Genomic DNA, 19,714 nt, shown 5'->3' on the forward strand with positions numbered 1-19,714 from the left:
CTGTCTGGGCCCCTTCGCGAGCAGGCTCGCTCCCACATTTGATTTTGGTTGCTCACGAAATATGGGCAATGTCGCAGATCTAGTGTGGGAGCGAGCCTGCTCGCGAATGCACCACACCGAATCTGAAGAAAACCAACCGCATATCAGCGTCGCCAACACCTCCCCCTCCCGCTGATCCTCGCGCAACCCCAGTGCCCGCTCATTCCACCACCCCGATATCAAACTCCAGAGGCTTGGCCGTTTTCTGCCCAATCCCGTACCAATCCAGCTTGCGGGTCAGCACCATAAACACACCGAGCAACCCGAACAGCAACAACGAGCCCATCAGCAGTGCGTAATCCTCGGCACTCAACAATCCATAAAGCAGACCATATAACGCCGCCAATCCCGCCGAAAAACTCAAACCATGACGCACGCTGTGCAGCACGTGGCAGACATAAAAACCGATCAGCAACACACAGCCGCTCGCCGACAACAGATACGCAAGGGCGAAACCGATGTGCTCGGACAGCGACAGCAACAACAGGTAGAAGAACGCCAGGGCCACGCCCACCAGCGCATATTGCACCGGGTGCACCGCGAGGCTTTTCAGCACTTCGAAGAGGAAGAAACCGGCGAACGTCAGGACGATGAATAACAGCGCGTATTTGATCGCCCGGTCGGTTTTCAAATACTGATCCACGGGATCGATGAAGCTGACGCCGAAGCTGCGGCTGTTGAACGCGTCACAGTCGTTGCCGGACACGCAGCTGCTCAAGGCTTCTTGCAGGTTGGTGGAGAAAAACGAGGTCTGCCAGCTGGCTGTAAAACCCTGATCGCTGACTGCACGCTGGGCCGGCAGATAGTTGCCGATGAAGCTCGGGTGCGGCCAGTTGGCGCCCAGTGAAACCTTGCTGGTTTTGCCCACCGGGAGAATCTGCAATTGGCCGGTGCCCTGCAAGCGCAGGTCGAAACCGAAGGCCAGTTCCGTGGCTTGATGGGGGTTGAGCGCCGGCAGCGTCACATGCACGCCCTCGCCCAACCAGCCCACCTGACTGCCGGGAATGAAATCCAGACGCAGGTCATTGAGCTCCAATTTCAACGCATTCTCGATACCGCGAATGTCGCTGATCCCGACCGCGAGGAACGGCTGATCGAATTGGTAATCGGCAAAGTCTTCCTTGATGCCCAACTGCGCCGGGACCGAGAAGTGGCCACTGATGCGGTTGTCGGCATGGAACAGCCGCGCCTCGTAAATGCCCCGGGAGCGCAGTTCGGTCTGGACCTGGCCGTCGAGTTCGAAACGCTCCGGCAGAAAATACAGACGGCCGCGTTCTTCGCCGACGTCCTGGTAACGCTCGTTGGTTTTTTCGTTGAGCTTCCAGGTGCGCACGACTTTGCGATACGGCACCACCATCAGCGGACCGCTAAGTCGCTGGCTGTAACTGGAGCTGCGGGCGATGTCTTCGAGCACGCCGTCGCGCAATTGCTGGCGGTCCTGGATCACACCGTTGATCATCAGCAACGGGATCAGCAACAACAGAATCAGCAGGGCAATGGCCCCGAGTTTAATGGTCAGATTTCGGTTCATGGGACTCTCCCTGTTTGGATGGGGAGAGTCTGGGATGGGTGTGTGGGGGTTTTATGTGGGGATTATGGAGACTGTGTGGAGTTGGGAAAAGATCGTCCGAACGCGGCCCGAGCCTTCGGCAGCTCCTACATGGGTTGGTGTCCCCCCGTAGGAGCTGCCGAAGGCTGCGATCTTTACCGGTCTGAAGGGAAATGCAAACTCACTTCAACCCCGCCCTCGACGTTGCCGATGCGCAAGGACCCGCCATGCAACTTCACCACTTCCTCGACAAAGTTCAACCCCAGCCCCGTGCTTTTGCGCCCACTGTCGGGACGCGGCAAGGAATAGAAGCGCTCACTCAAGCGCGGCAGCGCATAGTCGGGAATGGCCTCGGCCTCGTTGAACAATGTGAATTCGACCTGATCATGGACCTTCACCGCGCTCAATCGCAGCACGCCATCCACCGGTGTGAAATCCAGCGCGTTTTCCAGCAGATTGCCCAGCGCCTGGCGCAACAGAAACGGCTCGCCATTGAGCACCAGATCCTGCGAAATCACTTGCTCCACCCGCAGCCGTTTGCCTTCGATTCGCCCAGCCTGAGCCGTCAGCAATTCATCCACCAGATTCGCCAACGGCACCGCTACTCGTTCCTCCAGCCCCTGGCGCTGCTCAACCTGAGCCAGGTTCAGCAACCGCTCGATCAACTGTTGCATCCGCACGCTTTCGCTGTCGATGTTGCTGACAAATCGCTGCCGCTGCGCCACCGGCATTTCACTTTGCAGCAATTCCGCCGCACCACGAATCGCCGCCAGCGGGCTTTTCAATTCATGGGTCAGGGTGTGCACATAGCGCTCGACGTAGGCCTTGCCTTCGAGCTGGGTGCGCATCTGCTCCACGGCGGTCGCCAGTTGTTCCAGTTCGCCACCGCGATAGTGCGGCACCTCGACCCGCCGCCCTTCACTGACCGCCTGTGCGTAAGCGGTCAAGCGCCGTAGCGCCGCGCCCAGCCACCACGACAGCAGCGCGCCGAACAACAGGCCGAGACCGATCAGGCCGGCGCCATAAGCGAGCAATCGACGCTCGGTGCGATCCACGTAGGGCTGCAACGAACTGTTGGGTTTGGCCACGGTGACCACGCCAATGATCTGGCCGTTGTCGCGAATAGGCGCGCCGACGTGCATCACCGAAGAACTCGCATCGTCCGGATCGCTGCGACTGGACCGCGCGCCGTACTCGCCACGCAGGGTCAGCAGAACGTCGTTCCAGCGCGAGTAATCCTGGCCCACCGCCACGCCACTGGAATCGAGCACCACAATGCCCTTGGCGTCGGTCACGTAGATGCGGTGATTGACCTGATTCTTCGGCAGCCCCCAGATGCTCGCCTTCGGTTGTCGTTCACCGTAGGCCCTGAGCAGTTCCGGCCAGCGGTTCTGGTTGAGGGTGCCGGCCTTGAAATCATCCCGCAGGATTTCCGCCATCAGGTTGGCGGTGTCGACCAGGGTTTCTTCGGTGGATTGCCGCACGCCGGGGCGGATTTCTTCCATCACGGTGCTGAGCACGAAATAACCGGTCAGGCCGATGAACAGCACATAAACCAGGAAAATCCGGATACCCAATCGCATCAGCTGTGCCCCGGGCTGTAGCTGTAACCGAGGCCGCGATGGGTCTGGATCGGCTCGGCATCGGCGTTCACCAGACGCAATTTGGCGCGCACGCTCTTGATGTGGCTGTCGATACTGCGCTCGTAACCGGCATCGGCGGCGACGCCCAGCGCATCAAGCAACTGCTCGCGGCTGAAGACGCGTTCGGGTTGTTCGAGCAGGCATTGCAGCAGACGGAACTCGTGGCGGGTGAGGGTCAGCATTTGGCCGCGATAGCTGATCTGTACTCGGTCGCTGTCGATGCGAAACAGCGCCGATTCCTTTTCGATCACAGCGCGAGGCGCCATGCGTTTTAGAATCGCCCGGACCCGCGCCGCCACTTCACGCGGGCTGAACGGTTTGACCACGTAATCATCGGCGCCGATTTCCAGGCCCACCACGCGATCGATTTCCCCGTCGCGAGCGCTGAGAAACATCACTGGCACTTCGCTGAAACGCCGCAGTTGCTTGCAGGTTTCAAAGCCGCTGATGTCGGGCAAACCGATGTCGAGAATGATCAAGTCAGCCGGCGTCTGGCGCTGATGCTCCAGCGCGGCGGCACCGAGACTCAGCCACGTGGTGGTAAAGCCTTCGCCCTGCAAGGCAAAAATCAGCGTGTCGGCAATCGCGGCTTCGTCTTCGACAATCAGGATATGGGGCATGCGTCCGGGTCTGGTCGTTGGGTGAAGCGAACGGTGAACCAAGGGGGAATCGGCGTCAATCCGGGAGCGGCAATTAGCGGTGTGGTCTGTAGGAACTAGCAGTTCTGATAGTAGGCAAACAGAGGAAAAACTCCGATGCTGGTATTTCTTCTCATGCGATCTGATACGGAGCTGGCCAGTGCCTACGAATTTAAGCAGAACAATTTTGGTAGCGACCGATCAACAGCGCTCCGTGTTGAGTGTCCTTGATTTGAATCCGCTTCATCACTTCGCCTACACACCTTATGGGCACCGACCCAAGGTAAACGGCTTGCTCAGTTCGCTCGGGTTCAACGGTGAACTGCCTGATCCACTGACAGGTCATTATCACTTAGGGAAGGGATATCGACAGTTCAATCCGGTGCTGATGCGGTTTAACAGTCCGGATAGCTGGAGTCCATTCGGAAAGGGCGGGGTCAATTCGTATGCATATTGCAAAGGTGACCCGAGAAACCTTACAGACTCTACGGGGCATGCTCCTCGTTACATTATGAGGCTTTTAAGTGAGTTCAGAAGCTCGAAACTGGCACTGGCAAAACCTTCAAAAGTCATTTCAAAAAAGCCAGCCAAAATATTAAATAAATATGAGCAAATGCGTAAGCATAGAGCTGACCTACGGGAACTTGCAAATGTAGTTGAAGAAAACGAAATAGCGCTAGCTGGAAAAACCACATGGACCCGGAATAATCATATTAGCGACATCGCCGACAGTAAACTTGGATACGAAACAGCCAAATACGAATACAAATTTTCGAGATATCCTGACCCCGATGTAGAGCATACCTGGCTAGAATCCCCCCCCCAGAACTGCAATCCTGGACACTACTCATTTCGACATTACAATATCTCATTTCAAAAACATGTCTATTCGCAGCAAAAATCCGAGCACATCAAGAGACACCAGACCGATTTACATTAATCAAATCTTAAGAGCCGCCTACATAAGAAAATTTGCTGGTGTCGATCTAATGCGTATTCGTCATTAGATGTCGACCTCATCAGCCCGCAAAAAAATAAATTTGCAGTTCCAACGCTGTGTGGTCGCTTGGTGCGCATTTAGAGCCGTTGTATCAATCAGCAATCCGGCTTATCCGCCGTATACCGCCGCGCCGGATTCACCGCTGCCCCAAACTCACGCAACGCCTTGGCTCCAATCAACAACGGATAGTTAAAGCTGCTGCGGTCAGTCAGGTTGACCTCGACCGTGCGCTTGACGTTACCCAGGCACAACTCCAGATCAACCACCGGTCGTTTGGAAGGTGCGGCTGAGTCCTCATCCTCGTCCTCTTCGGAGCGGGTCTTGATCTTGCTGATCCGCGCGATCTTGTGTTCGTAGACCTTGTTGCTCGCGTCTTTGGTGGCGAGGCGGAAACGTACCCACTCATCGCCGTCGCGGGTGAAGGTTTCGATGTCCTTGGCCGACAGTGACGCGGTCAGGGCGCCGGTGTCCATTTTGGCCTTGAGGACTTCGCCGCCGATCTCTGGCAGCGCGATGTATTCGTAGCGCCCGTAGAGGGTCGGCTCGGCGGCCAGGACCGGCAGGGCCGCGAGGGATAGCAATGCGAGGAGGGATTTCACGTAGTGGGCATCCTTGGAAAGTGGGCAGCGGGATTTTAGACCGTTGCCTTTGAATTCGTTCAGCGCAGTAGACGATCAAAAGATCGCAGCCTTCGGCAGCTCCTACGGGGATCAGTGTAGGAGCTGCCGAAGGCTGCGATCTTTCAGTCTGTCACCGCCGATTTGGCCTGCCGCCCGAAGCTGCTTATCATGGCGCGCCCAGATGCTTTCAAGAGTTACTTATGCGCCGCCTGCTCACCGGCTGTTTGGTCACCCTTCTGCTGCTGCTCAACACCCTGGTCCTGTTCGGGCCACTGATGGTGTTCGCCCTGCTCAAACTCGCCCTGCCCGGCCGTTATCGCGACTGCGCATCAAAGGCGGTGATGTGGATCGCCGAGACCTGGGCCGAGATCGACAAACTGATTTTCCGCCTGTGCATCCCCACGCAATGGGATATTCGCGGCAACGCCGACCTGCGGGTCGATACGTCCTATCTGGTGATCAGCAACCACCAGTCCTGGGTGGATATTCCGGCGCTGATCCAGACGCTGAACCGGCGCACGCCGTTTTTCAAATTCTTCCTCAAGAAAGAGCTGATCTGGGTGCCGTTCCTGGGGTTGGCGTGGTGGGCACTGGATTACCCGTTCATGAAGCGCTACACCAAAGCTTTTCTGGCCAGGAACCCGGAATTGGCGGGGAAGGACCTGGAGATCACCAAAGCGGCGTGCGAGTTGTACAAGCGCCAGCCGGTGACGGTGGTCAATTACCTCGAAGGCACTCGCTACACCTCAGCGAAAAGCACTCAGCAGCAATCACCCTTCACCCACCTGCTCAAACCGAAAGCCGGCGGCGTGGCGTTTGTGCTGGCGGCGATGGGCGAACAGCTCGACGCGATTCTCGATGTAACGGTGGTGTATCCACAGCAGACAATTCCGGGGTTTTGGGACTTGCTCAGCGGCAACGTGCCGCGAATCATCATCGACATCCACACCCGGGAACTCGACCCGGCGCTGTGGCAGGGCGATTACGAGAACGATCCGCTGTTTCGTGAGAGCGTCCAGAACTGGGTCAACCAGCTCTGGATCGAGAAAGACCAGCGTATTGAGGCATTGCGCCACTAATCAGCTGCCGGTGCCGGCGCCCCAGATCCCGCCCAGGCTTTGCAGCAGCGAACCGCCAACGCCCTGCTGACCGAGGTATTGCAGAATCACCGGGGCAAACTGGCCGATCATGCCGCTGTCCATGCCCAGAGCGCTGAACGCGTTGTTCAGGTCGTTGGTGTCCTTGACCGTGCCCAACGCATTGTCCAGACCAGCGGCCTTGCCGTTCGAGCCGAGCAACCCGGCAAGTGCGCCCAGTTCACCGCCACCGGACAGTTTGTCGATACCGGGTACGCTTTTGGCCAACTCGGAATAGTCAGTCGAACTCAGCTGATTCTTCGCCAACCCAAGCATCGCACCCGTGCCGCCGACGGCCTGCTGCGGTGTCACGTTCAACTGGCTGAGTGCACTCAGCAGTCCCGCTGTCTCCGAGGTCGGCGCGGCCGCTGCGGCGGCGTTGTCGCCCTTCATGCCGGCAATGGCATTCGCCGCATCATTCAGGTTGAACTGAGCAAAGACCGGGCTGGCCGCCAGAGTCATGAGCGATGCCAGTGCAAAACCGCGTGAAATCTTCATTCAGACATCCTCTTGTGCCATGAAAGCCGCCTGAAACAGGGCGGCAAAACTGCCGTTTGGACCGAGTAAGTGCCGGCATGTTCCTCAGGTGTACATTCATCTTCATCAGGCTCACGTCTATAAAGCGTGAAATCCCGGAGTTACGCGATGAATGGCAGCGCTGGGTGATCCATCGAAGCATAAGATCAAAAGATCGCAGCCTGCGGCAGCTCCTACAGGGGACATCATTCGGCGTAGGAGCTGCCGCAGGCTGCGATCCTTTGATCCATAAAAAAACGGCGACCCTAAGGTCGCCGTTTGGTTTGCGTGAAGCCTTAGGCCGCGCTGAACAACTTGTGCGGATCAATCACGAATTTTTTCGGCACGCCCGCATCGAACTCACCATACCCACGTGGCGCGTCATCCAGGCTGATGACTTCCACGCCAACGATGTCAGCAATGTGGATGCGGTCCCACATGATCGCCTGCATCAACTGGCGGTTGTACTTCATCACCGGCGTCTGGCCGGTGTGGAAGCTGTGGGATTTGGCCCAGCCCAGGCCGAAGCGAATACTCAGGCTGCCCATTTTCGCGGCCGCGTCCACGGCACCCGGATCCTCGGTCACGTACAGGCCCGGGATACCGATTTTGCCCGCCACGCGAACCACGCCCATCAGGGAGTTGAGTACTGTGGCCGGAGCTTCGTGTTTCACCCCGTCATGGCCGTGGCCGCGCGCTTCGAAGCCAACGGCGTCGACGGCGCAATCCACTTCCGGTTCGCCCAGCAGCGCGGCGATCTGCTCGTGCAGCGGCGTGTCCAGCGAAAGGTCGGCGATTTCGAAACCCTGCGCCTTGGCGTGTGCCAGGCGCACGGTGTTGACGTCACCGATGATCACCACCGCCGCACCCAGCAGGCGAGCGGAAGCGGCAGCGGCCAGACCGACCGGGCCGGCACCGGCGATGTAGACGGTGCTGCCGGGGCCAACACCGGCGGTCACGGCGCCGTGATAGCCGGTTGGCAAGATGTCGGAGAGGCAGGTCAGGTCGCGGATTTTTTCCATCGCGCGATCGCGATCGGGCAGTTTCAGCAGGTTGAAGTCGGCGTACGGCACCATCGCGTATTCCGCCTGGCCGCCGGTCCAGTCGCCCATGTCGACGTAACCGTAAGCACCGCCCGGACGTGCCGGATTGACGCTGAGGCAGACGCCGGTGTGCATTTCCTTGCAGGAACGGCAACGCCCGCACGCCACGTTGAACGGCACGGACACCAGGTCGCCGATCTGCAGGTTCTCGACGTCGCTGCCCTTCTCGATCACTTCACCGGTAATTTCGTGGCCCAACACCAGGCCGGTCTGGGCAGTGGTACGACCGCGCACCATGTGCTGATCGGAACCACAGATGTTGGTGGAAACCACGCGCAGGATGACAGCATGGTTAATCTTCCTGCCGCGCGGGTCCTGCATTTTCGGATAGTCGATCTTCTGTATTTCGACTTTGCCATTGCCGAGATACACCACACCACGATTGCCAGACATGCTTTCACCTCGCTGTTGTTTTTATGGATCCGCGCTGCCCCAGTCGGGCAGCGCGTTAAGTGCTCGGTAGATCAAAAGATCGCAGCCTTCGGCAGCTCCTACAGGGGAACACGCTCGGCGTAGGAGCTGCCGAAGGCTGCGATCTTTCAGCGGTCCTCAATACGCTACAGAACGACGGTTCTGTTGGCGTTTAAAAACACTCTTCTCTCAATGTGATATCCAACGGCCCGCGCCAGCGTCAGCCCCTCGATGTCCCGCCCCTTGGCGATCAGGTCTTCCGGGTAATGACTGTGGTCCACAGCTTCCACGCCCTGAGCGATGATCGGCCCTTCGTCGAGGTCGTTGTTGATGTAGTGCGCCGTGGCGCCCACCAGTTTCACGCCCTTGTTGTAGGCCTGGTGATACGGCTTCGCGCCTTTGAAACCCGGCAGCAGGGAGTGGTGAATGTTGATCGCCTTGCCGTCGAGTTTGCGGCACAGCTCGGGCGACACTACCTGCATGTAGCGCGCAAGAATCACCAGTTCGGCACCCGACTCCTCGATCACCTGCCACACCTGACGCTCCTGCGACGGCTTGTCGTTGGGGTCGAGCGGGAAGTGGTAGTAGGGAATCTGGTGCCAGTCGGCCAACGGCTTGAGGTCGGGGTGATTGGAGACCACAGCGGCGACGTCCATCGACAGCTGGCCGATGCGTTGGCGGTAGAGCAAATCGTTGAGGCAGTGATCGGCCTTGGAGACCATGATCACCACTTTTGGCCGGTAGTTCGGCGCGGTCAGTTCGAAGACCATGCCGAAGGCCTGGCCGCGCTCTTCCAGCCCTGCGCGAAAGGCTTGTTCGTCGAAGCCGTCAGGCTGACGGAATTCCACACGAATGAAAAAACGGCCCGAGAGCCGATCATCGAAGGAATGGTGTTCGGTGACGTAGCAGCCCTGCTCGAACAGAAAGCGCGTCACCGCGTCCACGGTGCCGAGAACGCTTGGGCAGTCGGCGGTCAGAATCCATGTGTCTGGGGCGCGGCTCATAGTGCGGTGACTCCTGTTAGATCTGTTAACGACACTACCCCCTGTAGGAGCGAGCTTGCTCGCGATGGACGTCAACGATAACGCGTACTTCCTGGATCAACGCGGCGCCTTCAAGTCCATCGCGAGCAAGCTCGCTCCTACAGTTCTTTGGCGATCAAGCCTGAACGCTTAGGCCGTACTCGGCCGATGCATCCTGCAACCACAACCACCAGTAATCCGAGAAGCTGCGACGGATCAGCAGCTCCCAGGTGTCTTCGGCCGTGTGGCGGATCACCAGTTGCGACTTGGCGAACACGGTGCCGACGGCCTTGCCCACCGGGAAACTGTTGGGGTGCACGTCGTAGCTGGTGGATTTCATCAACACCTGGCGCACGTTCGGGCCGCTCAGTTCGAGGATTTGCTGGCCGCCGCTGACGTTGGTGATCGCGATATGCAGGTCGCCCAGCGCTTCACGGAGTTTTTGCTCGGCGGCGAATTCTTCGCCGGTGGGCACGATCAGCAGCCATTCATCCGGTCCCATCCATTGCAGGCTGGTTTCACCTTTGACGATGACGCTCAGTGCGCCTGGCAATTCAATGCCGAGGGCTTTGTGCACGCCGGCGGCAAACGCTGCATCGTGGCCATCGCCGCGAATGGTCAGGTGGCCGAGGAGTTTTTTCTCGCGCACGATCACGCCGGCGCTTTTGCGGCCCTTGCCCACCAGGCTGGCGAGGTCGGCATGATGCAGCGACGATTCGGCCTTGGCCCCGGTGGTTGGGCGTTGTTGGTAAACATTGGCTGCGGTCATAAAGCACCTGTTCTAAATTCTGTTGGCTTCTGTGGAGGCTGTTCTGCCGCTTTCGCGAGCAGGCTCGCTCCCACATTTGACCGCGATCTCCTGTGGGAGCGAGCCTGCTCGCGAAGGCGGTAGCAGGCACCCCACAGGACCCGAGGCCATTAGATGTTCTGGCGATCACCCTTCGGATCGAAGAACACCGAAGAAACGATTTCCGCCTCGATCACGCTGCCATCGGCCAGCGGCGCAAACACGCGCTCGCCGATGCGGCTCAAGCCGCCCTTGACCACGCCCATGGCAAACGAATAGCCAAGGGAGTTGTGCAGGTAGCTTGAGGTCACGTGACCAACCATCGTCATCGGAATCGTCTGCTTGGTGTTGAACACCAACTGCGCACCCTCCGGCAGCCATTTGGTCGGATCGATCGGTTTCAGGCCGACCAGCTGTTTACGCTGATCACGCACGCAGTCTTCGCGGTTCATGCCACGCTGGCCAATCCACGAAAACGGTTTGGTGCGACCGACACACCAGCCCATGTTCAGGTCGTCCGGCGTCATCGAGCCGTCAGTGTCCTGGCCGACGATGATGAAGCCCTTCTCCGCCCGCAGAATGTGCATGGTTTCGGTGCCGTACGGGGTCAGGTTGTATTGCTTGCCGGCCTCGACGATTTTTTCCAGCACGCCCATCGCATAGTCGGCCTGCACGTTGACTTCGTACGACAGCTCACCGGTAAACGAAATCCGGAACACCCGCGCCGGCACGCCGCCGACCAGGCCTTCTTTCCAGGTCATGAACGGGAACGCGTCGTTGCTCAGGTCGATGTCGGTGACCGCGCTTAGCAGCTTGCGGCTGTTCGGCCCGGACAGGGTCATGGTTGCCCAGTGATCCGTCACGGAAGTGAAGTACACCTTCAGTTCTGGCCATTCGGTCTGCGAGTAGATTTCCAGCCATTGCAGCACGCGTGCAGCGCCACCGGTGGTGGTGGTCATCACGAAATGGTTGTCGGCGAGGCAGGCGGTGACGCCGTCGTCGAAGACCATGCCGTCTTCTTTGCACATCAGGCCGTAACGCGCCTTGCCCACGTCGAGCTTGGTCCAGGCGTTGGTGTAGATGCGGTTGAGGAACTCGCGCGCATCCGGGCCCTGAATGTCGATCTTGCCGAGGGTCGAGGCGTCCAGCAGGCCGACGCTGTCGCGCACGGCTTTGCATTCGCGTTTGACCGCGGTGTGAATGTCTTCACCGCTTTTCGGGAAGTACCACGGACGTTTCCACTGACCGACGTCTTCGAACTCGGCGCCATTCTTCACGTGCCAGTGATGCAGGGCGGTGTGACGCACAGGTTCGAAGATGTGCCCGCAGTGACGGCCCGCTACTGCACCGAAAGTCACCGGCGTGTAGTTCGGACGGAACATCGTGGTGCCCATCTGCGGGATGGTCACGTTCAGCGAACGGGCGGCAATGGCCAGGCCATTGACGTTGCCGAGTTTGCCCTGGTCGGTGCCAAAGCCCAGCGCCGTGTAGCGTTTGACGTGCTCGACCGACTCGAAGCCTTCGCGGGTCGCCAGTTCGATGCCGCCGGCAGTGACGTCGTTCTGGAAGTCGACGAATTGCTTCGGCGCACGGGCAGAGTTTTTTTCGTGAGGCACCTGGAACAGCGCCAGCGTCGGTTCTTCCAGACGGCTCAAGGCTTTCGGCAAGGTGCCTTCGACCACGCTGAAACCGGCTTCGCTGGCCGCACGAGCGCCGCCTTCAAAACCGTCGGCCAATGAATCACCGAGTCCGTAAACGCCGTTGATGCCACCGACGCACACGCGTTTCTGCGGTGCTTCGCCCGGTACGAAACCGAGGATGTCTTCACGCCAGGTCGGCTTGCCGCCCAGGTGCGAAGCCAAGTGAACCACTGGGCTGTAACCGCCGGAGGTGGCGATCAGATCGCAATCGAGCCACTCGCCTGGGCTGGTTACGGCGTGCGCTTTGACATCGATGGCGGCGACGCGAGCGGCGGTCACGTGCTTGCTGCCACGGGCCTCGATCACCGCGCTGCCGGTCAGGATACGAATGCCTTTGGCACGCGCCTCTTCCACCAGCGCACCGCGCGGATTGCTGCGGGCGTCGGCGATGGCCACGACTTGCAGGCTGGCGTCGAGCCAATCCAGAGCAACGCGATACGCGTGGTCGTTGTTGGTGCTCAGGACAAGCTTCTTGCCCGGTGCCACGCCGTAGCGGCGGACATACGTCGAGACAGCGCCCGCGAGCATGTTGCCCGGTACGTCGTTGTTGCCGTAGACCAGTGGACGCTCGTGCGCGCCGGTGGCCAGCACCACACGTTTGGCGCGAACCCGGTGGATGCGCTGGCGGACCTGGCCAATCGGAGCGCGGTCGCCGAGGTGATCGGTCAGGCGCTCGTGAATGGTCAGGAAGTTATGGTCGTGGTAACCGTTGACCGTGGCGCGCGGCAACAGCAGTACGTCCGGGGTGTCCTTCAGTTCGGCGATCACGCTGGCAACCCATTCGGCCGCTGGCTTGCCGTCGAGGCTTTCGCGGGAATCGAGCAGGCTGCCGCCGAACTCTTCCTGCTCATCGGCGAGAATCACCCGCGCACCGCTGCGCGCGGCTGCCAGTGCAGCAGCGAGGCCGGCGGGGCCACCGCCGACGATCAGCACATCGCAGTGCTGGTTCATGTAGTCATAGGTGTCCGGATCGTTCTCGGTCGGCGAACGACCAAGACCGGCAGCCTTGCGAATGTACTTCTCGTACGTCATCCAGAACGATTGCGGGTACATGAAGGTTTTGTAGTAGAAACCCGGCGGCATCAGCTTGCCGCCGACCTTGCCGAGAATCCCCATCACGTCGTTGTTCACGCTTGGCCAACCGTTGGTGCTGGTGGCGACCAGGCCTTGATAAAGCGCTTGTTGCGTGGCACGCACGTTGGGGATTTGCGTGGCTTCGGTGGCGCCGATCTGCAGCACCGCGTTCGGCTCTTCGGCACCGGCGGCGACGATGCCACGCGGACGGGAATACTTGAAGCTGCGACCGATGATGTCGACACCGTTGGCCAACAATGCAGCAGCGAGGGAATCGCCTTCAAAGCCTTTGTAGGTCTGGCCGTTGAAGGTGAAGCTCAGCACTTTGTTGCGGTCGATCCGTCCGCCGTTGGACAGGCGATTGATCTGGCTCATACCTTCTCTCCCAGAGCCGTCGTAGCCGCTTTCGAGCTATCGGTCTTGTCGGTGAATTGTGGCTTGGTGCCGATCTTGTAGGTTTCGAGAATCTCGTAAGTCACGGTGTCGCGGGTCGCGTTGAAATACTGACGGCAGCCGGCAACGTGATCCCACAGCTCGTGGTGCAGGCCGCGAGGGTTATCGCGGAAGAACATGTAGTCGCCCCACTCCTCGTCGGTGCAGCTGGTCGGGTCCAGTGGACGCGGGATGTGCGCCTGGCCGGATGCGTGGAATTCCTCTTCGGAGCGCAGCTCGCCGCAGTGAGGACAGAAGATATGCAACATGGGGATTTCTCCTGTTAGTGGGCAACCGCAGCAGCGCCGTGTTCATCGATCAACGCACCGTTGTGGAAACGGTCGATGGAAAAAGGTGCGGCCAATGGGTGCATTTCACCCTTGGCCAGGCTTGCGGCAAATACGTTGCCCGAGCCAGGTGTGGCCTTGAAGCCACCGGTGCCCCAACCGCAGTTGAAGAACATGTTCGGTACCGGAGTTTTCGAAATGATCGGGCAGGCATCCGGCGTGGTGTCGACGATGCCGCCCCACTGCCGGTTCATGCGCACGCGGGACAACACCGGGAACATCTCGACGATGGCCTGGACGGTGTGCTCGATCACCGGGTACGAACCACGCTGACCGTAGCCGTTGTAGCCGTCGATGCCGGCGCCGATCACCAGGTCGCCCTTGTCGGACTGGCTGATGTAACCGTGTACGGCGTTGGACATGATCACGCTGTCGATAATCGGCTTGATCGGCTCGGACACCAGCGCTTGCAGCGGGTGGGATTCGATTGGCAGGCGGAAACCGGCGAGCTTGGCCATATGCCCGGAGTTACCGGCCGTCACGACGCCGACGCGCTTGGCGCCGATGAAACCCTTGTTGGTTTCAACGCCGATGCACACGCCGTTTTCCTTGCGGAAACCGATCACTTCGGTCTGCTGGATCAGGTCCACGCCGAGTGCATCGGCGGCACGGGCGAAGCCCCACGCCACGGCATCGTGACGGGCGACGCCGCCGCGACGCTGGACGGTGGCGCCCATCACCGGGTAGCGGGTGTTTTTCGAGCAGTCGAGGTACGGAATCTCGTCGGCGACTTGCTTGGCATCGAGCAGTTCGCCGTCGACGCCGTTGAGGCGGTTGGCGCTGACTCGACGCTCGGAATCACGGATGTCTTGCAGGGTGTGGCACAGGTTGTAAACGCCGCGTTGGGAGAACATCACGTTGTAGTTCAGGTCCTGGGACAGGCCTTCCCACAGTTTCATCGCGTGTTCGTACAAATGCGCCGACTCGTCCCACAGGTAGTTGGAGCGAACGATGGTGGTGTTACGCGCAGTGTTACCGCCGCCCAGCCAGCCTTTTTCGACCACGGCCACGTTGGTGATGCCGTGCTCTTTGGCCAGGTAGTAAGCCGTGGCGAGGCCATGCCCGCCACCGCCGACGATGACCACGTCGTAGACCTTTTTAGGGGTCGGCGTGCGCCACATTTTCTGCCAGTTTTCGTGATGGCTGAGGGAGTGTTTGAAGAGGCCGAAGCCCGAGTAGCGTTGCATAGTCATTTACTCCAAAACCGCGCTCAGCGATAAACCGGGAAGTCCGCGCACAGGGCCGACACTTGCTGCGCGACATTCGCTTCCACGTCGGCATCGCCGAGGTTGTCGAGGATGTCGCAGATCCAGCCGGCCAGCGTGACGCACTGGCTCACCTTGAAGCCGCGCGTGGTCACCGCCGGGGTGCCGATGCGCAGGCCGGACGTGACGAACGGTGACTGTGGATCGTTCGGCACAGCGTTCTTGTTCACGGTGATGTGGGAGCGACCGAGCGCTGCATCCGCCTCTTTGCCGGTGAGGCCCTGACGGATCAGGCTGACCAGGAACAGGTGGTTATCGGTGCCACCGGACACTACATCGTAGCCGCGTTTGATAAACACGCCGGCCATGGCCTGGGCGTTGTCGATCACTTGTTGTTGATAAGCCTTGAAACCAGGCTCCAGCGCTTCCTTGAAGCACACCGCCTTACCGGCGATCACGTGCATCAGCGGGCCGCCCTGGGCACCCGGGAACACGGCGGAGTTGAGCTTTTTCTCGATTTCTTCGTTGGCCTTGCACAGGATCAGGCCACCACGCGGACCGCGCAGGGTCTTGTGGGTGGTGGTGGTGACCACATCGGCGTACGGCAGCGGATTCGGGTACAGACCGGCAGCGACCAGACCGGCGACGTGCGCCATGTCGACGAACAGCAGCGCACCGACCTTGTCGGCGATCTGCCGGAAGCGCGGGAAGTCGAGGGTCTTGGAGTAGGCCGAGAAGCCGGCGACGATCATCTTCGGCTTGCACTCGACGGCCAGGCGCTCGACTTCGTCGTAGTCGATCAAGCCGGTCTTGGTGTCAATGCCGTACTGCACGGCGTTGTACAACTTGCCCGAGGACGACACTTTGGCACCGTGGGTCAGGTGACCGCCATGGGCCAGGCTCATGCCGAGGATGGTGTCGCCGGCGTTCAGCAGGGCCAGGTAAACAGCGCTGTTGGCCGAGGAACCGGAGTGCGGCTGGACGTTGGCGTAATCGGCGCCGAACAGTTGCTTGGCGCGCTCGATGGCCAGGGCTTCGACTTTGTCGACGTGCTCGCAACCACCGTAGTAGCGCTTGCCCGGATAACCTTCGGCGTATTTGTTGGTCAGGCCACTGCCTTGCGCTTCCATGACGCGTTTGCTGGTGTAGTTCTCTGACGCGATCAGCTCGATGTGATCTTCCTGGCGTTGCTCCTCGGCATTCATCGCCGCCAGCAGTGCATCGTCGTAACCCTTGATCTGGTCTTGCTTGCTGAACATCGCATCTCTCCCAGCGGCGGCGGTGCGCCATTCGTCTCGGTGAGGCACGTACCTTGCGGCAGTGCCCTTTGATGCGATGGTATGACCGGCGCAGACAGGTCAAATGCCTACGGACGCCACGCAAAGGTGCGTTTACGACATGGACTGAAATGGACTCATCCGACTCGATCGCGAGATCAACATAGATCACTGTGGGAGCGGGCTTGCCCGCGAATGCGGTTTGTCATCCGCCACTGATGTTGGCTGACCTGACGCATTCGCGGGCAAGCCCGCTCCCACAGGGTTATGGGGTGATCTGGCGGATGAGTAACAGCGCAAGGAAATGCGCGGGATAGAGCGCATACGCCCACCGCCGCATCGGTGGCGGTTTTAAGTGACGGGCATGTCGCAACAAGACCAGCCCAAGACAGGGCGCGATCAGACAAGTGGCGATCCCGAGGATGGCCGCACTGTTGCCGAACCGGGCGGAATTGAACAGCACTTCCCATTGATTGGCAGCCAGGCACACCAGCCCCGGCAGCAGGCTGAAATACCACGGCCGTTTGATCACCAGCAGCATCGTCAGCGGCAACAGAACACCAAAGAAACCGAACATCAGGCGCTCCGGGAACAGCGCCGCCAGCGTTAGAGCGCCGGCCGCGAGCAAACGCGACTGCAGCATTTCGTGCTGCCAACCCCGCGCTACCAGCAATCCCAACGCCAGCGTGGGCAATACGTTCAAGGTGTCGGGATCAGGAATAAACAGGCGATACGGGATTTCGCTGAGGGCACTGAACAGCACCAACCAACCCAGATACCGCCACAGATGTGTGACTTCCCGTGAGCGAGCAAGATTCGCCGCCATCGCCAGACAAAACCACGGAAACGCCAACCGTCCCGGCACATACAGGATATCGACGGAATAACCGACATATCGCAGGTGATCGAGCACCATGCTCAACAACGCCAGCCACTTGAGCAGATCCAGTGCCCCATCCCTTTGCGTCATGTGCATAATTGTCCGTCGTCTTTGTATTGTTCTGTCAGACGCATCCCGTGTGCTCGCCGGATGATCTTCGGTAAAGTGCGCACCATCATTGACCACGAGGCGCTTCACCATAAGCGACTCGACCACGGAAAGCAGGGCCATGACCGATAAGAGCCAACAATTCGCCAGCGACAACTATTCCGGTATCTGCCCTGAAGCCTGGGCGGCCATGGAACAGGCCAACCACGGCCACCAGCGCGCTTACGGTGACGATGAATGGACCGCTCGCGCGTCCGATGATTTCCGCAAACTGTTCGAAACCGACTGCGAAGTGTTCTTCGCCTTCAACGGCACCGCCGCCAACTCGCTGGCGCTGTCGTCGCTGTGCCAGAGTTACCACAGCGTGATCTGCTCGGAAACCGCCCACGTCGAAACCGACGAATGTGGCGCGCCGGAATTCTTTTCCAACGGTTCCAAGCTGCTGGTGGCGCGCACTGAAAACGGCAAGCTGACCCCGGAATCGATCCGCGAAGTCGCCCTCAAACGCCAGGACATTCACTACCCGAAACCGCGCGTCGTGACCCTGACCCAGGCCACTGAAGTCGGCAGCGTCTACACCCCGGAAGAAATCCGCGCCATCAGCGCCACCTGCAAAGAGCTAGGCCTGAACCTGCACATGGACGGCGCCCGTTTCTCCAATGCTTGCGCATTTCTGGGATGCTCGCCAGCGGACCTGACCTGGAAGGCCGGGGTCGATGTCTTGTGCTTCGGCGGCACGAAAAACGGCATGGCGGTGGGTGAAGCGATTTTGTTCTTCAACCATAAACTGGCCGAAGACTTCGACTACCGCTGCAAACAGGCCGGCCAACTGGCGTCGAAAATGCGCTTCCTGTCGGCGCCGTGGGTCGGGATCCTGGAAAACGACGCCTGGCTCAAATACGCCCGCCACGCCAACCACTGCGCGCAATTGCTCGCCGAACTGGTCAGCGACATACCGGGCGTGGAACTGATGTTCCCGGTGCAGGCCAACGGGGTATTCCTGCAACTCTCGGAACCGGCCATCGCCGCGCTGACGGCCAAGAGCTGGCGCTTCTACACCTTCATCGGCAACGGCGGCGCACGGTTCATGTGCTCGTGGGATACCGAAGAAGAACGCGTGCGGGAATTGGCGGCGGATATCCGTGAAGTGATGTCGCGCTAACTGTCCGCGCACTGCACCAATCCCCTGTGGCGAGGGAGCTTGCTCCCGCTCGGCGGCGTAGCCGTCGTAAAACCGGCCAACGGGGTCTGCCTGATAGACCGCACTCATAGGGTTTGGGGCTGCTCCGCAGCCCAGCGGGAGCAAGCTCCCTCGCCACTCAACACAGCGTCTTGGTCTACATTGTCCTGCGAGCCGTTCCACTCGCTCAAACAATAATAAGCAGGAGCTAACGCATGTCGCTAAAAGACAAAACCCTGTTCATCACCGGCGCCAGTCGCGGCATTGGTCGTGAGATCGCGCTGCGGGCGGCGCGGGATGGGGCCAACATTGTGATTGCGGCCAAAAGCGCCGAGCCCCATGCCAAGTTGCCGGGTACGATTTTCAGTGTGGCAAAGGAAGTTGAAGCCGCTGGCGGCAAGGCCCTGGCGCTGCAAGTGGATGTGCGTGATGAAGTCGCGGTGCGTGATGCTTTGGCCCAGGCCAACGAACATTTCGGCGCTATTGATGCCTTGATCAACAATGCCGGCGCGATCAAGTTGACCGGCGTCCAGCACATCGAACTCAAGCGTTTCGACCTGATGCACCAGATCAACACCCGCGCGGTATTGCTGTGCAGTCAGGCGGCGCTGCCCTATTTGAAGAAGTCCGGCGGGCATATTCTCAACCTGTCGCCGCCGCTGAATCTGGCGAGCAAATGGTTCGCCCAATACAGCCCGTACACCGTGACCAAATACGGCATGAGCATGCTTACATTGGGCATGAGCGAGGAATTCAAGCATTACGGCATCAGCGTCAATTCGCTGTGGCCGCAGACGATGATCGCCACCGCTGCCATCGAATTTCAGTTGGGATCACGTGAGTCTTTCAAACATGCGCGCACGCCCGCGATCATGGCGGACGCCGCCCACGTCATTCTGAGCAGCACTGAACGCAGCATCACCGGTCGGTTGCTAATTGATGAAGAGATTCTGGGTGAATACGGAGTAACGGATTTTCAAATCTATCGATTCGCGCCCGACACGACCGACCCGCTGATGACAGACCTCTTTATCGACGACTGAAACG

17 protein-coding genes are annotated in these 19,714 nt (G+C 59.7%); 4 read left to right on the forward strand and 13 right to left on the reverse strand.

The features are described 5' to 3' along the window. Nucleotides 1-199 precede the first annotated feature (199 nt). From creD to creB, 3 genes are all read right to left on the reverse strand, one after another. Nucleotides 200-1,570: a cell envelope integrity protein CreD gene (creD, locus tag F8N62_RS12360; protein ID WP_150711182.1), complete on the reverse strand. Its 1,371-nt coding sequence runs from the start codon at nucleotides 1,568-1,570 to the stop codon at nucleotides 200-202. 173 nt (nucleotides 1,571-1,743) lie between these two features. Next, on the reverse strand, nucleotides 1,744-3,171 hold the full coding sequence (gene creC, locus F8N62_RS12365) for a two-component system sensor histidine kinase CreC (protein WP_150711183.1): 1,428 nt from the start codon (nucleotides 3,169-3,171) through the stop codon (nucleotides 1,744-1,746). After that, on the reverse strand, nucleotides 3,171-3,851 hold the full coding sequence (creB, locus tag F8N62_RS12370; protein ID WP_150711184.1) for a two-component system response regulator CreB: 681 nt from the start codon (nucleotides 3,849-3,851) through the stop codon (nucleotides 3,171-3,173). Before creB ends, creC begins: the two co-directional genes overlap by 1 nt. Nucleotides 3,852-4,029: 178 nt before the next feature. Here creB and F8N62_RS32150 point away from each other — a divergent pair, with 178 nt between their 5' ends. Further along, nucleotides 4,030-4,809, forward strand: a complete 780-nt coding sequence (locus F8N62_RS32150; protein ID WP_318181498.1) for an RHS repeat-associated core domain-containing protein — start codon at nucleotides 4,030-4,032, stop codon at nucleotides 4,807-4,809. 155 nt (nucleotides 4,810-4,964) lie between these two features. Here the strand turns inward: F8N62_RS32150 and F8N62_RS12380 are convergent, their stop codons facing one another. Continuing rightward, complete coding sequence (locus tag F8N62_RS12380; protein WP_150711186.1) at nucleotides 4,965-5,468, reverse strand: ATP-dependent zinc protease; 504 nt, start codon at nucleotides 5,466-5,468, stop codon at nucleotides 4,965-4,967. 221 nt (nucleotides 5,469-5,689) lie between these two features. Between F8N62_RS12380 and F8N62_RS12385 the strand changes: the two genes are divergently transcribed. Further along, on the forward strand, nucleotides 5,690-6,568 hold the full coding sequence (locus tag F8N62_RS12385) for an acyltransferase (protein ID WP_150711187.1): 879 nt from the start codon (nucleotides 5,690-5,692) through the stop codon (nucleotides 6,566-6,568). Here F8N62_RS12385 and F8N62_RS12390 read toward each other — a convergent pair whose 3' ends face one another. The 9 genes from F8N62_RS12390 to F8N62_RS12430 form a co-directional block, all read right to left on the reverse strand. Next, nucleotides 6,569-7,123, reverse strand: a complete 555-nt coding sequence (locus tag F8N62_RS12390) for a DUF2780 domain-containing protein (protein WP_150711188.1) — start codon at nucleotides 7,121-7,123, stop codon at nucleotides 6,569-6,571. A gap of 314 nt (nucleotides 7,124-7,437) precedes the next feature. Beyond that, nucleotides 7,438-8,637: a formaldehyde dehydrogenase, glutathione-independent gene (gene fdhA, locus F8N62_RS12395; RefSeq protein ID WP_007947729.1), complete on the reverse strand. Its 1,200-nt coding sequence runs from the start codon at nucleotides 8,635-8,637 to the stop codon at nucleotides 7,438-7,440. Between the two features lie 164 nt (nucleotides 8,638-8,801). Further along, on the reverse strand, nucleotides 8,802-9,659 hold the full coding sequence (purU, locus tag F8N62_RS12400; protein WP_150711189.1) for a formyltetrahydrofolate deformylase: 858 nt from the start codon (nucleotides 9,657-9,659) through the stop codon (nucleotides 8,802-8,804). A 154-nt stretch (nucleotides 9,660-9,813) separates the two neighbouring features. Then, entirely contained in the window at nucleotides 9,814-10,446 is a 633-nt protein-coding gene (locus F8N62_RS12405) for a sarcosine oxidase subunit gamma (RefSeq protein ID WP_150711190.1), read from the reverse strand. Between the two features lie 149 nt (nucleotides 10,447-10,595). Next, nucleotides 10,596-13,613, reverse strand: coding sequence for a sarcosine oxidase subunit alpha (locus F8N62_RS12410; RefSeq protein WP_150711191.1), 3,018 nt, complete (start codon nucleotides 13,611-13,613; stop codon nucleotides 10,596-10,598). Beyond that, nucleotides 13,610-13,939 (reverse strand): sarcosine oxidase subunit delta, encoded by a 330-nt coding sequence (locus F8N62_RS12415; RefSeq protein ID WP_150711192.1) that lies wholly within the window; start codon nucleotides 13,937-13,939, stop codon nucleotides 13,610-13,612. The genes F8N62_RS12410 and F8N62_RS12415 overlap by 4 nt, the downstream gene beginning before the upstream one ends. A gap of 14 nt (nucleotides 13,940-13,953) precedes the next feature. Then, nucleotides 13,954-15,204 carry a sarcosine oxidase subunit beta gene (locus F8N62_RS12420; RefSeq protein ID WP_038981138.1) on the reverse strand — a complete coding sequence of 417 codons (1,251 nt, stop codon included), beginning with the start codon at nucleotides 15,202-15,204 and terminating at the stop codon, nucleotides 13,954-13,956. Between the two features lie 23 nt (nucleotides 15,205-15,227). Further along, nucleotides 15,228-16,481: a serine hydroxymethyltransferase gene (gene glyA / locus F8N62_RS12425; RefSeq protein ID WP_150711193.1), complete on the reverse strand. Its 1,254-nt coding sequence runs from the start codon at nucleotides 16,479-16,481 to the stop codon at nucleotides 15,228-15,230. 283 nt (nucleotides 16,482-16,764) lie between these two features. Next, the gene (locus F8N62_RS12430) at nucleotides 16,765-17,475 is read right to left on the reverse strand and encodes a TraX family protein (RefSeq protein ID WP_150711194.1); all 711 of its coding nucleotides are present in this window, start codon (nucleotides 17,473-17,475) and stop codon (nucleotides 16,765-16,767) included. A 133-nt stretch (nucleotides 17,476-17,608) separates the two neighbouring features. Here F8N62_RS12430 and F8N62_RS12435 point away from each other — a divergent pair, with 133 nt between their 5' ends. Continuing rightward, a complete protein-coding gene (locus tag F8N62_RS12435) occupies nucleotides 17,609-18,649 on the forward strand; it encodes a low specificity L-threonine aldolase (protein ID WP_150711195.1) in 1,041 nt (346 codons plus the stop codon). A gap of 233 nt (nucleotides 18,650-18,882) precedes the next feature. Then, complete coding sequence (locus tag F8N62_RS12440) at nucleotides 18,883-19,710, forward strand: SDR family oxidoreductase (protein WP_150711196.1); 828 nt, start codon at nucleotides 18,883-18,885, stop codon at nucleotides 19,708-19,710. The last annotated feature ends 4 nt before the right edge of the window (nucleotides 19,711-19,714 follow it).

Source organism: Pseudomonas fluorescens (assembly GCF_902497785.1).
In the GTDB taxonomy this organism is placed as follows: Bacteria; Pseudomonadota; Gammaproteobacteria; order Pseudomonadales; family Pseudomonadaceae; genus Aquipseudomonas; species Aquipseudomonas fluorescens_BO.

What these genes read in the sequence shown, in the direction of transcription:
- creD (WP_150711182.1), bottom strand. Translation starts at nt 1,570, where the DNA reads ATGAACCGAAATCTGACCATTAAACTCGGGGCCATTGCCCTGCTGATT.
- creC (WP_150711183.1), bottom strand. Translation starts at nt 3,171, where the DNA reads ATGCGATTGGGTATCCGGATTTTCCTGGTTTATGTGCTGTTCATCGGC.
- creB (WP_150711184.1), bottom strand. Translation starts at nt 3,851, where the DNA reads ATGCCCCATATCCTGATTGTCGAAGACGAAGCCGCGATTGCCGACACG.
- F8N62_RS12385 (WP_150711187.1), top strand. Translation starts at nt 5,690, where the DNA reads ATGCGCCGCCTGCTCACCGGCTGTTTGGTCACCCTTCTGCTGCTGCTC.
- F8N62_RS12390 (WP_150711188.1), bottom strand. Translation starts at nt 7,123, where the DNA reads ATGAAGATTTCACGCGGTTTTGCACTGGCATCGCTCATGACTCTGGCG.
- fdhA (WP_007947729.1), bottom strand. Translation starts at nt 8,637, where the DNA reads ATGTCTGGCAATCGTGGTGTGGTGTATCTCGGCAATGGCAAAGTCGAA.
- purU (WP_150711189.1), bottom strand. Translation starts at nt 9,659, where the DNA reads ATGAGCCGCGCCCCAGACACATGGATTCTGACCGCCGACTGCCCAAGC.
- F8N62_RS12405 (WP_150711190.1), bottom strand. Translation starts at nt 10,446, where the DNA reads ATGACCGCAGCCAATGTTTACCAACAACGCCCAACCACCGGGGCCAAG.
- F8N62_RS12410 (WP_150711191.1), bottom strand. Translation starts at nt 13,613, where the DNA reads ATGAGCCAGATCAATCGCCTGTCCAACGGCGGACGGATCGACCGCAAC.
- F8N62_RS12415 (WP_150711192.1), bottom strand. Translation starts at nt 13,939, where the DNA reads ATGTTGCATATCTTCTGTCCTCACTGCGGCGAGCTGCGCTCCGAAGAG.
- F8N62_RS12420 (WP_038981138.1), bottom strand. Translation starts at nt 15,204, where the DNA reads ATGCAACGCTACTCGGGCTTCGGCCTCTTCAAACACTCCCTCAGCCAT.
- glyA (WP_150711193.1), bottom strand. Translation starts at nt 16,481, where the DNA reads ATGTTCAGCAAGCAAGACCAGATCAAGGGTTACGACGATGCACTGCTG.
- F8N62_RS12430 (WP_150711194.1), bottom strand. Translation starts at nt 17,475, where the DNA reads ATGCACATGACGCAAAGGGATGGGGCACTGGATCTGCTCAAGTGGCTG.
- F8N62_RS12435 (WP_150711195.1), top strand. Translation starts at nt 17,609, where the DNA reads ATGACCGATAAGAGCCAACAATTCGCCAGCGACAACTATTCCGGTATC.
- F8N62_RS12440 (WP_150711196.1), top strand. Translation starts at nt 18,883, where the DNA reads ATGTCGCTAAAAGACAAAACCCTGTTCATCACCGGCGCCAGTCGCGGC.